Below are 14,211 nucleotides of genomic sequence, written 5' to 3'. Positions count from 1 at the left end.
TTGAAACGAATTCATATCAAAGTACTTTTCTGAATCGATACATTTTGAATCAATAATTGTGTCTGCAGTTCAACATACTCTTGAAGCGTATACTTTTTGTGTAAAGCCCATCTTCTAAAACTCCACATCTGTCCCTGAACAAAAATGTTATGAGAAACAAGACTTATTTGATTTTCCGTTAACAGAAGCTCCCCATTTTCGACACATTTTGTTATGACCTTTTCAAACATACCTACCATCTGGATTTCTTTGTTTAGCACGTATGGTAATGCATCTTTCGTCAGAGCTTTCACTTCTTGATACATAACTAGAACTTCGTCCTGCATTTCATCCATTACTTGATAAAAATAAGCGATTGTCAGTTTCAGACTTTCTAGTGTCCCATCACTCTGTTCAATTTCTTTCTGAAGTTTTTCCTGAACTTCATCGTAAATAAAATCACAGACCAAATATAAAACATCTTCCTTTGTCCGGATATACTCATATAACGTACCTATACTGAAACCAGCGGCTTTAGCGATTTCCCTCGTCGTAGTACGATGAAATCCCTTTTCTTTAAAAAGGGTCACCGCACCTTTTATCATTTGTGTGCGCCTTTTTTCAACCAGCCGCTCATCCTTTACTGATGCATGAACTTCTCTTTTCTCCATTTTCTAACCCCTTTTGGAAAGCCTATCATTTAATGTTCAAAAGACAGTCTTTTGAAAAATGAAAAGGGTATTCCGGGAAGAACGATTCCTCACCGGAAAACCTGATTTCAATTCTATTTAGTTATCATCCTTGAGATGACCAGCTTTTGAATTTCCTGCGTACCTTCATAGATCTGGGTGATTTTTGCATCACGCATATAGCGTTCAACTGGATAATCTTTTGTATATCCATAACCACCGAAAACTTGCACGGCCTCTGTCGTCACTTTCATTGCTGTATCCCCTGCAAATAGTTTTGACATTGCCGACTCTTTTCCATAAGGAAGACCTTCTGACTCTAACCAAGCTGCCTGATAGGTTAATAGCCTTGAAGCCTCCACTCCTGTCGCCATATCCGCTAATTTAAAACCGATGCCTTGCTGTGCGGAAATTGGTTTTCCAAATTGGACACGCTCTTTTGCATAGTCAACTGCTGCATCCAATGCACCTTGTGCAATGCCGACTGCCTGGGCCGCAATTCCGTTACGGCCACCATCAAGCGTCATCATCGCAATTTTAAAGCCCTCTCCTTCTTTGCCAAGAAGATTTTCTTTAGGCACACGGCACTCATCAAAAATAATTTCCGTGGTAGGTGATGAACGAATCCCCAGCTTTTTCTCTTTTTTACCCACACTAAAGCCCGGGAAGTCTTTTTCAATGATAAAGGCACTTGTTCCTTTTTGTTTGGATTCAGGGTCTGTCAATGCAAAAACTACATACGTATCAGCAATCCCGCCATTCGTGATGAAAATTTTTGAACCATTAATAATATATTCATCACCTACAAGCTTTGCAGTCGTTCTCATACCACCAGCGTCAGAGCCTGAGCTTGGCTCCGTCAGACCATACGCACCTATTTTTTCACCCTGCGCCATCGGACGAAGGTATTTTTGTTTTTGCTCTTCAGATCCAAATTTGTAAATTGGCCATCCTGCAAGAGAGGTATGAGCGGATAAAGTTACTCCCGTAGAAGCGCAAACACGGGAAAGTTCCTCAATCGCGATACAATAAGCTAAGTAATCGCTTCCAATGCCGCCATATTCTTCTGGCCATGGAATCCCTGTCAATCCCAGTTCAGCCATTTTATCAAAAATCTCACGGTCAAATCGTTCTTCTTCATCCCTTTCAGCGGCTGACGGAGCCACTTCATTTTGGGCAAAGTCGCGTACCATTTTTCTGATCATTTCATGTTCTTCTGTTAGTTTAAATTGCATGACTATGTCCCCCACTTTTTTCTTTTTTATAGATTTTTACTGATGACCATCCTCTGTATTTCACTGGTACCCTCATATATTTCGGTTACCTTTGCATCCCTGAAATAGCGCTCGACTGGATATTCCGTTGTGTATCCATAGCCGCCGTAAACTTGCACGGCTTCTATTGTCACCTCAACAGCCGTCCTCGAAGCGAATAGCTTAGCCATGGACGCCTCCTTGCCGCAATTCAACCCTTTGGAGCGTAAATACGCCGCTCGATAGACCAGTAGTCTAGAAGCTTCTATGTTCGTTGCCATTTCAGCCAGCTTGAAACCAATCCCCTGCTGGGTTGCAATTGGTTTACCAAATTGCACTCTGTCTTTTGCATATTGGACAGCATGTTCCAAAGCACCTTCAGCGATTCCAAGTGCTTGAGAAGCAATGCCTATCCTTCCAGAATCCAAGTTGGCCATCGCTATCTTAAAGCCCTCTCCTTCGTTGCCAAGGATATTAGCTGCAGGTATTTTCATATCTTCAAAGGTTACCTGTACGGTGCTCGATCCATGAAGACCCATTTTACGTTCATTTTTTCCAATGATTAAGCCCGGGGTTCCTTTTTCTACGATAAAGGCAGAGATTCCCCTGCCCCCCTTCTCAGGGTTGGTTGAGGCAAAAATAATATATACATCTGCTTCGCCACCGTTGGTGATAAATACCTTGGATCCATTTATTCGATACATACCGCCTTCCTTGACCGCTTTTGATTTCAAACTAGCAGCATCGGAACCTGAGCTTTGTTCTGTTAAACAAAAAGCACCTAACAATTTTCCCGCGGCAAGCTTAGGCACATATTTTTGCTTCTGCTCATCCGTTCCAAAATAAACGATTGGATTTGTTCCAACAGAAGTATGAACAGACAATATGACACCGAGAGTCGGGCTAACTTTGGAAATTTCATTAATGGCGATAATATAAGACATAAAGTCCATACCCGCTCCCCCATATTGTTCTGGAATCGGGATTCCCATTAACCCAAGCTCACCCATTTTATGCAGGATTGTTTTGGGGAACTCTCCTCTTTCCATTGCCTCGATATGTGGGGTAATCTCATTCACCGCAAAATCACTTACCATTTTCCGCATCATTTCCTGCTCTTCTGTAAACTTGAAATCCATTCCTTCATTCCTCCCTAGCTGCATACTCTCTATGATTTGTTATATTCGTAAAAGCCACGTCCTGACTTCTTACCTAACCACCCTGCTTTTACATATTTTCTTAACAGAGGACATGGACGGTATTTATCATCTCCTAGCCCTTGGTGAAGGGTTTCCATTATGTATAAACATGTGTCCAACCCAATGAAGTCAGCTAGTGTCAACGGACCCATCGGATGATTCATTCCTAGCTTCATCACGTCATCGATTGCCTCTTTAGTAGCGACACCCTCGTATAGTGTATAAATGGCCTCATTAATCATCGGCATCAAAATCCGGTTCGAGACAAAGCCAGGGAAATCATTTACTTCAACTGGTACCTTGCTTAGAGATTCCGCCATTTTCTCAACTTTTTTATAAACTTCGTCCGTTGTTGCAAGACCTCGAATAATCTCAACCAGCTTCATGACCGGAACGGGATTCATAAAATGCATGCCAATTACCTTTTCCGGTCTTCTTGTGGCGGCGGCTATTTCGGTAATCGGTAGAGAAGAAGTATTGGATGCAAGAATTACGTGTTTCGGAGTAATTTCATCCAACTCGGCGAATAGCTTTGTTTTAATTTCCATATTTTCAATCGCCGCTTCAATCACCAAATCAACCCCAGCGGCATTTTTTAAATCTGTTGATGAAGTCAATCGTGAAAGGGTTGCCTCTTTATCCCCAACTGCCATTTTCCCTTTTTCAACTTGACGGGAAAGATTTTTGATAATTGTGCCTAAGCCTTTTTCTACATATTCTTCTTTTAAATCATGTAAAAGAACTTCATAACCGCTCATTGCGCAAACTTGTGCAATACCAGATCCCATCTGCCCCGCGCCAATGACCATCACTTTATGAATGCTCATGAATATCCCTCCTTATTTATCTATGAATCTATCAGCCCTGCTTTGGTACTTCGATTAATATGGCATCTCCTTGGCCGCCGCCACTACAAATTGCTGCAATACCTAATCCACCGCCACGCCGTTTCAATTCATGCATCAGCGTAATGATGATTCGAGCTCCACTGGCTCCGATTGGGTGCCCTAATGCTACGGCTCCACCGTTCACATTGACTTTTTCCGGCTCGATGTTGGCAATTTTCCCACTGGCCAGTGCCACCGCAGCAAATGCTTCGTTTACTTCAAATAAATCAATGTCTTCTATCGATTTACCAGTCTTTTCTAAGATTTTATTTATGACTAAGCCCGGTGTTTTAGGAAAATCCTTTGCTTCAACAGCCACTTCGGCATGACCTAAAATATAAGCAAAAGGCGTTTTCCCTTCTTTTCTCGCACGATCTTCGCTCATTAACACGAGTGCACCTGCTCCATCATTGACGCCGGGCGCATTTCCTGCAGTTATAGTCCCTTCGTTATTAAAAGCCGGACCTAATTTAGCGAGCTTCTCAGAGGATGTATCTTTTCTTGGCCCTTCATCATGTTCAATTGTAATTGGTTCACCTTTTCGTACCGGAACCTGTACGGAAATGATTTCTTCAGCAAGGATACCGCCATCAATTGCTTTTATCGCTTTTTGATGACTTTCGTAGGCCCAGCTATCTTGGTCCTCACGGGTAAGTTCAAGTTCCTCAGCAGTACTATTGCCGTATGTACCCATATGTACGCCGGTAAAGCTACAGCTAAGCCCATCAGAAATCATTGTGTCCTTAAGCGGGGCATCACCCATCCTAAGTCCCCATCTTGCTTTCGGAAGAATATAAGGTGCATTGCTCATCGATTCCATCCCGCCGGCAACAATGATTTCTTCCTCCCCCAAGCGAATAATCTGATCAGCCAATGTCACACTACGAAGTCCTGATGCACATACTTTATTAATGGTTTCGGTTTTCACTTCCCAAGGTAATCCTGCAAGACGTGCTGCCTGGCGAGAAGGTATTTGGCCTTGACCTGCTTGTAGCACATTCCCCATAATGACCTCGTCTATCTGGCTGCTTTCAATCCCTGCCCGCTTAACCGCCTCCTTGATTGCAATTCCTCCAAGTTGTGATGCTGTCAAACTGCTAAGACCTCCGCCGAATTTACCAAAAGGTGTTCTCACACCACTAACAATCACTGTTTTTGTCATCATTTTTTCCTCCTTTAAGTAACATTGATTGAACGCTCGCTCAATATAGGATCAAAAAAATATTTATTGTAAGCGCTTAATATTATATTACATAATTTTTACAAAAATTAAAATATTTAGTTCAAAATTAATTAAAAATTGCCTACTTCAATTGAATATATTCATTTAAAAGAAGCAGGCAATTTTATTTTAAAATTAAGATGCTATTGACTTATTTTCACCAATAACCGCTTTTTCGAGTAATTCGGCTACATCATACGTTTTTACATTTTCTTCAACTTCTTTTGCTTTTGTACCATCAGATAACATGGTCAAACAGTACGGACAGCCGGAACTGATAACAGTTGGGTTAACGGCGAGTGCTTGTTCAGTACGTGCCACATTTATACGGTTTCCGGTTTCTTCTTCCATCCACATCAAGCCGCCTCCAGCTCCACAGCACATGCCTTTTTCACGGTTACGTTCCATCTCAATAAGCTTGACGCCTTCAATAGATTGTAAAATTTCACGTGGCGGACTGTATACATCATTGTATCTTCCCAAATAACAAGAATCATGGAATGTAATCGTTTCATTAACCGGATACTGTGGTACCAATCTGCCTTCACTGACAAGTTTGGCTAGTAATTCAGTATGGTGATATACCTCAGCCTCCAAACCAAAATCCGGATACTCATTCTTAAAAATATTGTAGGCATGAGGATCAATTGTCACGATTTTTTTAATTTCATTTTTCTGGAATTCCTCTATATTTTTCATTGCAAGCTCTTGAAAAACAAACTCATTACCTAACCGGCGAGGAGTATCTCCTGAGTTTTTCTCCTTATTTCCTAAGATTGCAAATTTGATGCCCGCTTCATTCATTAGTTTAGCGAAGGAAAGGGCAATTTTCTGGCTTCGGTTATCGTACGATCCCATTGAACCTACCCAGAATAAATATTCGAATTCCTCGTCTGCTTTTTGCAATTCTTTAACTGTCGGGATGTTAACATCATCACGCAGGACTCTCCAGTCTTCTCTCTCTTTACGATTCAATCCCCAAGGGTTCCCTTGTCTCTCAATGTTTGTCATCGCACGTTGAGCATCTGGATCCAACCTACCTTCAGTCAAGACTAGATATCGGCGCATATCGATAATTTTGTCGACATGTTCATTCATTACCGGACATTGGTCTTCACAGTTCCTGCAAGTGGTACATGCCCAAAGTTCTTCTTCAGTAATGACTTCTCCAATTAAGCTCGGGCTGTAAGCTTCAGTTGCTGCAGCTGATTCCTGTGCTCCCTGCGTGGCACTGGCTAGTGCTATCTTATTTCCCTTTGAATTGCCAAAAACGAAGGATGGAACCCATGGCTGCTTTGTTGTAACAGCTGCACCTGTATTTGTTAAATGGTCACGCATCTTGATGATAATATCCATCGGCGACAGCATTTTCCCTGTACCAGTTGCCGGGCACATATTCGTACAACGGCCGCACTCTACGCATGCATAGAGGTCCACCATTTGATATTGCGTTAAGTCCTCGATATATTTGGCACCATAATATTGATTGCCTTCTTTGTCTAAAACCTCTTCTTCTAAATCTACCGACTTTAATTTTCCTGGATTATCCAGACGGTTAAGAAATACATTTATTGGTCCAGCAATTAAGTGAGCATGCTTAGACTGCGGGATATAAACGAGGAACGATAATATGATTAGCAAATGCATCCACCAGGCTACATAAAACACAACAGTCGCTGCTGTTGGTCCCATCCAGCCAAATAGGTAGGCGATACTAGAGGCAACTGGCTCTGACCAAGTTGCTTCGTGTCCGTGCCAGATCATTCCCATCCCATTACCTAGTAACACTGTAATCATGATTCCTGTTATGAAGATAACAACCAATCCTGCTTTAAAATCTCTTTTCAAACGAACAAGTTTCTCTACGTAACGACGATAAGCTGCCCAAAGGATTGCGACAAGAACCGTAAGCGTCACGATTTCTTGGAAGAAAGTAAAGGCCGGGTATACGGGGCCAAACGGTAGATGCCACCCAGGCTTTAAGCCTTTTATAAAAAAGTCCAGTGCACCAAATTGCACTAAGATGAAACCGTAAAATAACATGGCATGGATGATTCCGCTCTTTTTATCTTTAAAGAGCTTCTTCTGTCCAAACACATAAACCCCTATTTTCACGAGACGATCTTTCACACGGTTATCGAATTCCACTTTTTTACCAAGTTTTATATAAGCTATTCGAGTCCTTATCAAATAGACAAATAATCCAGCGGCGTAAGCGGTTACAAGTAAAAATGCAGTTAAGTTAATCCACAGCAGGCCATTCATTTCCATGCACTCTTTCCCCCTCTAAAAAGTTTTTTATTCAAGTAAAATGCCTAGTTGCTCATTTTAATAAATTTGAAAATATGGCATTTTTCTGAAATTTGATTAATTCCATTATATAATGAATGAGCATTCAGTCAACTTTTTCTTTCTAAATAAATATAGTTTGTTTTTCAACATCTTATTGTATAGTTCGACAATTCTGTAAATTTACCTTCTATTTTAGAAAAAAAATGTAGTTTATCTTCACTCTTTTTTTGATGGTTATGAACAAGTAACTTGAGCCAAACTAAATTAAATCAATTAGGGGGGATTTTGTTGAAGATAATCACTACGCTTGCCTCTATTTTTTTATTGATCTTCACTTGGTGTTGGGTCGATTTTAAGTTAGGGCATAAGCGTAATATGAAGCAGGTAACGAACATTAAATATCCGCCTCGGAAAAGTGACTTGACTGTATTCACATCAGGGAAAATACTGTTTGATGATTTCATGAAAGAAATCAAGCTAGCTCAGGATTCTATCCATATTCTTTTTTATATAGTAAAAAATGATAAATTTAGCAAGGAGTTTTTAAAGTTACTTCAAACTAAAGCTGAAGCGGGTGTTGAAGTAAGACTGTTAGTCGACAGGATTGGCAGTAAAAACATTTCCCGGGAGAGCATTCAGGAATTAAAGAAAAGCGGCGTTCATTTTTCATTTAGCTTTAAACCCAAGCTCCCTTTCCTTTTTTATTCGATACAAAAAAGAAATCACCGCAAAATTACCGTAATAGACGGTCGGATCGGCTATCTTGGCGGATTTAATATCGGCAAGGAGTATATTAACCAAGGGGAAAAGTTAAATCCTTGGAGAGATTACCATGTAAAAATAACTGGGGAAGGAGTTAAGGATTTGCAGGAAGTCTTCCTTTCTGACTGGGTTCACGATACAAACGAAGATTACCGGGGAACACCTGCATATTTTCCTACCTTGGTTCCTGGTACTCAGGCTCATCAGGTTATTGTCACGAACGGAAGCCATCTTGAGCAGACTTTAACACGCTTAATTCAGCAAGCTGAGAAAAAAATCATTATCGGAACCCCATACTTCATCCCCAGTCAAACACTGTTTCAGGAATTAAGGTCAGCCCTTGCACGCAAGGTTTCTGTGACGGTCATTGTTCCTGAAATGTCGGATCACGCCCTTGTCAAAGAGGCATCCTTCCCCTATTTCCGGATTTTATTAAAGGAAGGTGCTACTATTCTGCAATTTCAAAGAGGGTTCTACCATTCTAAAGTGATATTGATTGATGATATAATTTGTGATGTTGGTACTGCTAATTTTGATAAACGAAGTCTATTTTTAAATAGTGAAATCAATTGTTTGATATTTGACCAAGCATTTATAGAAGATGTAAAAAAGGAATTGGCGGTAGACATAGCTGAATCTAAGCCATTAAGCAGGGATTCACTATCCTCCATTAATGTAGCCCGTACAGCAAAAGAGTCACTGGCTTCCATCCTTTCTCCTTTTCTTTAACATCGCGTTTTTAGGGAGAGAATTAAATGAAAATTAGATTTGGATATGTATCTAATGCCACCTGTCTTTGGGAAGCTTCCCCCGCTAAGACGCTTACCTTTAAGCGGTACAGCGCACTTGGACAAGAGGAAGGGATGCAAAAGCTTCTTAGTGTGACAAAACAGAACATTGAAAGTACATTAAGGGTCCTTCAATATAATACAGCTCACCAAATAGAAATCTACCGGATGTCCAGTTCAATTGTTCCTTTAGCCACGCACCCCGAGGTAGAATGGGATTTTGTCACTCCTTTTAAACAAGAATGGAAACAGCTCGGCGATTGGATATCTGCACATAAAATGCGGGTTAGCTTTCACCCTAATCAGTTTACGTTGTTTACAAGCCCTAAACCCGAGATTACACAAAATGCCGTAAAAGATATGGAGTTTCACTATAAGATGCTTGATGCGATGGGGATTGCCGACTCCTCTTTTATCAATATCCATGTCGGTGGAGCTTATGGTGATAAAGAATCAGCCATAATACGGGTTCATGACAACCTTAAGTCGCTCCCCAAGCATGTGAAAGCAAGGATGACCTTGGAGAATGACGATAAAACATATACAGCATCAGAAACCTTGATCGTGTGTAAAAAGGAAAACATTCCGCTTGTCTTTGATTACCACCACCATCTTGCGAATCTATCCGATGAGCCGCTTAACGAGCTGCTCATCCAAATTTTCTCCACCTGGAGTCAGTCTGGGACGGTACCTAAGGTTCATATTTCTTCTCCAAAGTCGGCAGGTGAATTTCGCTCGCATGCAGATTATATCGATTTTGAATTCATTATTCCCCTTTTGAAAGTACTAAGGGAACTCAGACAAGACGTCGATTTCATGATTGAAGCTAAAATGAAGGACCGGGCAATGTTGAAACTTATTGAAGATGTCGCTAAGGTACGTGGTGTGAAAAGAATTAGCGGCGGTGCTGTAGAGTGTTAATCAATACAATAAAAAGCGACTGTTTCACAAGAAACAGTCGCTTTTTTTATTACATTTTTTCCGGAGCTGAAACACCAATCAGTGCTAATGCATTTTTCAACGTAATTTGAACTGATTTGACAAGACCCAGACGGGCCTTACTTCTATCCATCTTCTCAACATCCAATACTTTATCAGCATTGTAGAAGCTGTGGAATGTAGAAGCCAGGTCGAAAATATAATTTGTCATGCGGTGAGGCATCCTTTTTTCGGCAGCTTCTGCAATTGCCTGAGGGAACTCTCCCAATTTCTTCAATAATTCTACTTCCTTTTCAGTAGAAAGAGCAGAGAAATCAGTGGTACCTTCATAGCTGATTCCTTGTTCCACACCTTGGCGTAAAATACTTGAAATACGAGCATGGGCATACTGTGCATAATAAACTGGGTTATCATTGGATTGTGACACTGCAAGATCCAGATCAAAGTCCATATGTGTGTCCGCGCTTCTCATCGCAAAGAAATAACGTGTTGCATCCAGACCCACTTCTTCAATAAGATCACGCATCGTCACTGCTTTACCAGTACGCTTACTCATTTTCATTTTCTCGCCATCTTTGTATAGATGGACAAGCTGAATGATTTCTACTTCAAGCTGCTCACGTTTATAACCTAACGCTTCGATTGCTGCTTTCATACGCGGGATATAACCATGGTGGTCCGCACCCCAAATATTAATCAACGTTTCAAAGCCGCGCTCCAATTTATTGCGGTGGTATGCAATATCCGGTGTCAAGTATGTGTAAGACCCATCCTGCTTAATAAGAACGCGGTCTTTATCGTCGCCAAGTTCTGTAGAACGGAACCATGTCGCACCATCTTCCTCATAAATATGACCTCTTCCCTTCAACACTTCAAGCGCTTCGTCAATTTTACCGTCTTGATAAAGAGAAGTTTCAGAGTACCATACATCAAAACCGACACGGAAGTTTTCCAAGTCTGTTTTCAGTTTTTGCATTTCATATTTCAAACCATACTCACGGAAAAAGTCAAAACGTTCTTTTTCATCAACGTTTACATATTTATCGCCATATTCACTTGCAAGTGTTTTACCGATGCCAATAATATCTTCGCCATGATAGCCACCCTCTGGCATATCTTTTTCGAGGCCTAGCGCTTGGAAATAGCGTGCTTCTATGGAAATAGCCAAATTATTAATTTGGTTTCCTGCATCATTGATGTAGTATTCACGTGAAACATCATAACCTGCTTTAGACAATACATTACACAAAGTATCACCTACAGCAGCACCACGAGCATGGCCAAGATGAAGATCACCAGTCGGATTGGCAGAAACAAATTCAACCTGGATTTTTTCACCTTTTCCAAAGTCACTTTCTCCATACGCATCGTTCGCTTTCAAAATGACCGGAATTAGTTCTGTCAAATACGAATTATTCATGTAGAAGTTAATGAACCCTGGTCCTGCAATTTCGATTTTTTCGATTGATGCTTTTGAGTTATCAAAGTTTTCAATGATTGCCTCAGCTATCATTCTCGGCGCTTTTTTTGCAATCTTTGTTAATTGCATCGCCATATTTGTGGAATAATCTCCGTGTGTTTTATCTCTCGGAAGTTCCAATACTACGTTTGGAATTTGCTCTTCCGTTGCTAAACCAGCCTTAATAACTGCAGCGTTAATTTCTTGTTTCAGTTTTTCCTGTACCTCTTTTACTATGTTCATGTTCTATGCTTCCTCCTTGTAGGAAATCGTCATTTCATATTGCCCGGGTTCGCTTCCCTGCATATGTAACGTATAGTGAAGGACCAGCTTCCCTTCCTTTTTTTGCTCATCCCATTGATAATGAATTTTCTTCGTGGTCGTCAGTAACCCGAGCCTGCCATATATACTTTCATAATGTCCATTTGTCGCTTCCTGCAAGCGGAAAAGCTGCCTCATTTTAATGGCACCGTTTCTAAGCAGAATCGTATCATTCGTTTTGTGCTTGATTGTTGTCTGCGTTTTACCGGCTTCATTTTCTTCTGTATATTGCAAATACAAATCGGAACCTTTATACATTTTTGTACCAAATGTAACCAACTCATACGTTTCCGTTTCCGAGCCATGCTTGATTTTTGTCTGTAAAGTAACTTTAATATTATGTTTATCTATATCATGAAGAGACAAAGCTACACTTCCTTCATCATGTCGTTCTTAACTTTATAAGTATAAATATTCTTCAGGGAAGTTTCAACTTGGAGCGGAAAATAAAGTTTGAATCTAAATTGGGCGGAATAGTCTGCTGAAAAACATGTGATGCCAATTCATTTGATTTTAACGCAATAATTGCTTCGTGTGGTGAATTTTTTAAAAAGTATCTTTCAGATACAGAAAATCTACACGTCTTCTTGTTCTCAGTATACAAAAAAGACCATTCCTGCTTAAAAACAGGAACAGTCTTCCATCCATTAACCTTTTTGAACCCAACCCAGGAGCATTTCGCGAATCAGCTTGCTTGCTGTGTTCGCTGTTTGCTCGGATGGATCATAGATCGGTGCCACTTCAACTAAATCGCAACCTACTACATTAATTTCAGAACGCGCTATCTCATGAATCGAGGCTAATAGCTCTTTAGATGTAATGCCTCCACAATCAACAGTGCCTGTTCCCGGTGCATGCGCAGGGTCAAGAACATCGATGTCAATCGTCACATATACTGGACGACCTGCTAGCTGAGGCAATACTTCTTTCATTGGCTCAAGAACTTCAAATTTCGAGATATGCATGCCGTTTTCTTTTGCCCATTGAAATTCCTCTTTTAAGCCGGAACGAATGCCGAAAGAGTAAACATTTTTCGGACCGATAAGCTCCGCTGATTTGCGGATGATGGACGCATGTGAAAGCGGCTCACCCTCATAGTCCTCGCGTAAATCTGTATGGGCATCCATATGGATAATAGCCATGTCTGGATATTTCTTATACATAGCCTTAATAACAGGCCAAGTGACGAGGTGCTCCCCGCCCATACCCAATGGGAATTTACCTGCATCAAGTACGCCGTCAACAAATTTTTCAATCATATCGATACTGCGTTGTGGATTCCCAAATGGCAATGGAATATCCCCAGCATCATAGAATTTCACTTCTTCTAATTCACGATCTAAATACGGGCTGTATTCTTCCAAACCGATAGAAACTTCACGAATTCGAGTAGGACCAAAGCGGGAACCTGGACGGAAACTTACTGTCCAGTCCATAGGCATACCGTAAAGCACTGCTTCAGATTCCTCAAAACTCGGGTGGCTTTTAATGAATACATTACCAGAGTAGGCTTCATCAAATCGCATATTCATGCCTCCCTTATTTCACTAAATCTTGAACAAATTTAGGCAGAACGAAAGCTGCTTTATGAAGTTCTTTTGTATAATATTTTGTTTCAATTTCATGGAAACGCTCTTCTGTCACTTCAAGCGGGTTATACTTTTTAGAGCCGATTGTGAATGCCCAAAGACCACTTGGATATGTCGGGATATTTGCTAAATAAAGGCTAGTGATAGGGAATATTTCTTTCACATCGCGTTGCACATCACGTATTAAGTCTGCTTTAAACCAAGGATTATCAGATTGTGCCACAAAAATCCCGTCTTCTTTCAGTGCTTTGGAGATCCCAGCATAAAAGCCTTTAGTAAATAAATTTACAGCGGGACCAACTGGTTCAGTAGAGTCAACCATGATCACGTCATATTCATTTTCACTTTTAGCGATGTGCATGAAGCCATCCCCTACTTGTACGTCTACACGCGGATCTTCAAGCATACCTGCAATTTCAGGTAAGAACTTCTTTGAGTATTCGATAACTTTCCCATCGATATCAACCAAAGTAGCTTTTTTTACGCTTGGGTGTTTTAGGATTTCACGGATTACTCCACCGTCTCCTCCGCCTACAACCAAAACGTTCTCTGGATTAGGATGAGTAAATAAAGGAACATGGGCTACCATTTCGTGGTAAACGAATTCATCGCGTTGTGAAGTCATTACCATGTCATCTAGCAATAGCATATTGCCCCACTCTTCTGTTTCAATCATATCTAGCTTTTGAAACTCAGTTTGCTCCGTATGTAAAGTACGATTCACTTTCATCGTAATACCAAAATTCTCTGTTTGTTTCTCAGTAAACCAAATGCTCATTTATTAACGCTCCTTTTCCAATTCATATAGTAAGTCACCTAATAGGTTTCCCAT

Annotated in this window: 12 protein-coding genes; 2 read left to right on the top strand and 10 right to left on the bottom strand. The window is 40.7% G+C overall.

Annotation, left to right across the window (positions count from 1 at the left end; translation table 11 throughout):
• Nucleotides 1–11: 11 nt before the first annotated feature.
• The 6 genes from JFU24_RS17310 to JFU24_RS17285 all read right to left on the bottom strand — a co-directional run bounded on the left by JFU24_RS17310 (nt 12) and on the right by JFU24_RS17285 (nt 7,494).
• Nucleotides 12–650, bottom strand: a complete 639-nt coding sequence (locus JFU24_RS17310; RefSeq protein WP_201187512.1) for a TetR/AcrR family transcriptional regulator — start codon at nt 648–650, stop codon at nt 12–14.
• Between the two features lie 113 nt (nt 651–763).
• A complete protein-coding gene (locus tag JFU24_RS17305) occupies nt 764–1,903 on the bottom strand; it encodes an acyl-CoA dehydrogenase (RefSeq protein ID WP_053348446.1) in 1,140 nt (379 codons plus the stop codon).
• Nucleotides 1,904–1,929: 26 nt separating this feature from the next.
• Nucleotides 1,930–3,060 (bottom strand): acyl-CoA dehydrogenase, encoded by a 1,131-nt coding sequence (locus JFU24_RS17300; RefSeq protein WP_201250226.1) that lies wholly within the window; start codon nt 3,058–3,060, stop codon nt 1,930–1,932.
• Between the two features lie 29 nt (nt 3,061–3,089).
• Nucleotides 3,090–3,947 (bottom strand): 3-hydroxybutyryl-CoA dehydrogenase, encoded by an 858-nt coding sequence (locus JFU24_RS17295; protein WP_201250225.1) that lies wholly within the window; start codon nt 3,945–3,947, stop codon nt 3,090–3,092.
• Nucleotides 3,948–3,978: 31 nt separating this feature from the next.
• On the bottom strand, nt 3,979–5,169 hold the full coding sequence (locus tag JFU24_RS17290; protein ID WP_201222575.1) for an acetyl-CoA C-acetyltransferase: 1,191 nt from the start codon (nt 5,167–5,169) through the stop codon (nt 3,979–3,981).
• 195 nt (nt 5,170–5,364) lie between these two features.
• A complete protein-coding gene (locus tag JFU24_RS17285; protein WP_053348856.1) occupies nt 5,365–7,494 on the bottom strand; it encodes a (Fe-S)-binding protein in 2,130 nt (709 codons plus the stop codon).
• A gap of 315 nt (nt 7,495–7,809) precedes the next feature.
• On the opposite strand from JFU24_RS17285, the gene cls reads away from it, so the two are divergent.
• Both cls and uvsE read left to right on the top strand, forming a co-directional pair.
• On the top strand, nt 7,810–9,012 hold the full coding sequence (gene cls / locus JFU24_RS17280; protein WP_242485354.1) for a cardiolipin synthase: 1,203 nt from the start codon (nt 7,810–7,812) through the stop codon (nt 9,010–9,012).
• Nucleotides 9,013–9,038: 26 nt separating this feature from the next.
• On the top strand, nt 9,039–9,992 hold the full coding sequence (uvsE, locus tag JFU24_RS17275) for a UV DNA damage repair endonuclease UvsE (RefSeq protein ID WP_201187520.1): 954 nt from the start codon (nt 9,039–9,041) through the stop codon (nt 9,990–9,992).
• A 49-nt stretch (nt 9,993–10,041) separates the two neighbouring features.
• Here the strand turns inward: uvsE and argS are convergent, their stop codons facing one another.
• The 4 genes from argS to speE form a co-directional block, all read right to left on the bottom strand.
• On the bottom strand, nt 10,042–11,712 hold the full coding sequence (argS, locus tag JFU24_RS17270) for an arginine--tRNA ligase (RefSeq protein ID WP_201187522.1): 1,671 nt from the start codon (nt 11,710–11,712) through the stop codon (nt 10,042–10,044).
• Nucleotides 11,713–11,715: 3 nt separating this feature from the next.
• Entirely contained in the window at nt 11,716–12,156 is a 441-nt protein-coding gene (locus tag JFU24_RS17265) for a DUF1934 domain-containing protein (protein WP_201250224.1), read from the bottom strand.
• A 281-nt stretch (nt 12,157–12,437) separates the two neighbouring features.
• The gene (speB, locus tag JFU24_RS17260) at nt 12,438–13,316 is read right to left on the bottom strand and encodes an agmatinase (RefSeq protein ID WP_201250223.1); all 879 of its coding nucleotides are present in this window, start codon (nt 13,314–13,316) and stop codon (nt 12,438–12,440) included.
• A gap of 13 nt (nt 13,317–13,329) precedes the next feature.
• Nucleotides 13,330–14,157 carry a spermidine synthase gene (gene speE / locus JFU24_RS17255; RefSeq protein ID WP_056524113.1) on the bottom strand — a complete coding sequence of 276 codons (828 nt, stop codon included), beginning with the start codon at nt 14,155–14,157 and terminating at the stop codon, nt 13,330–13,332.
• Nucleotides 14,158–14,211 lie beyond the last annotated feature (54 nt).

Origin of the sequence: Peribacillus sp. TH27 (assembly GCF_016650915.1) — a bacterium.
Classification (GTDB): domain Bacteria; phylum Bacillota; class Bacilli; order Bacillales; family DSM-1321; genus Peribacillus; species Peribacillus butanolivorans.
The sequence above is the reverse complement of the archived record's forward strand: the minus strand, read 5'-3'. Positions and strand labels throughout refer to the sequence as shown.

What these genes read in the sequence shown, in the direction of transcription:
- JFU24_RS17300 (WP_201250226.1), bottom strand. Translation starts at nt 3,060, where the DNA reads ATGGATTTCAAGTTTACAGAAGAGCAGGAAATGATGCGGAAAATGGTA.
- JFU24_RS17290 (WP_201222575.1), bottom strand. Translation starts at nt 5,169, where the DNA reads ATGACAAAAACAGTGATTGTTAGTGGTGTGAGAACACCTTTTGGTAAA.
- speE (WP_056524113.1), bottom strand. Translation starts at nt 14,157, where the DNA reads ATGAGCATTTGGTTTACTGAGAAACAAACAGAGAATTTTGGTATTACG.
- JFU24_RS17285 (WP_053348856.1), bottom strand. Translation starts at nt 7,494, where the DNA reads ATGAATGGCCTGCTGTGGATTAACTTAACTGCATTTTTACTTGTAACC.
- JFU24_RS17295 (WP_201250225.1), bottom strand. Translation starts at nt 3,947, where the DNA reads ATGAGCATTCATAAAGTGATGGTCATTGGCGCGGGGCAGATGGGATCT.
- speB (WP_201250223.1), bottom strand. Translation starts at nt 13,316, where the DNA reads ATGCGATTTGATGAAGCCTACTCTGGTAATGTATTCATTAAAAGCCAC.
- uvsE (WP_201187520.1), top strand. Translation starts at nt 9,039, where the DNA reads ATGAAAATTAGATTTGGATATGTATCTAATGCCACCTGTCTTTGGGAA.
- argS (WP_201187522.1), bottom strand. Translation starts at nt 11,712, where the DNA reads ATGAACATAGTAAAAGAGGTACAGGAAAAACTGAAACAAGAAATTAAC.
- JFU24_RS17305 (WP_053348446.1), bottom strand. Translation starts at nt 1,903, where the DNA reads ATGCAATTTAAACTAACAGAAGAACATGAAATGATCAGAAAAATGGTA.
- JFU24_RS17310 (WP_201187512.1), bottom strand. Translation starts at nt 650, where the DNA reads ATGGAGAAAAGAGAAGTTCATGCATCAGTAAAGGATGAGCGGCTGGTT.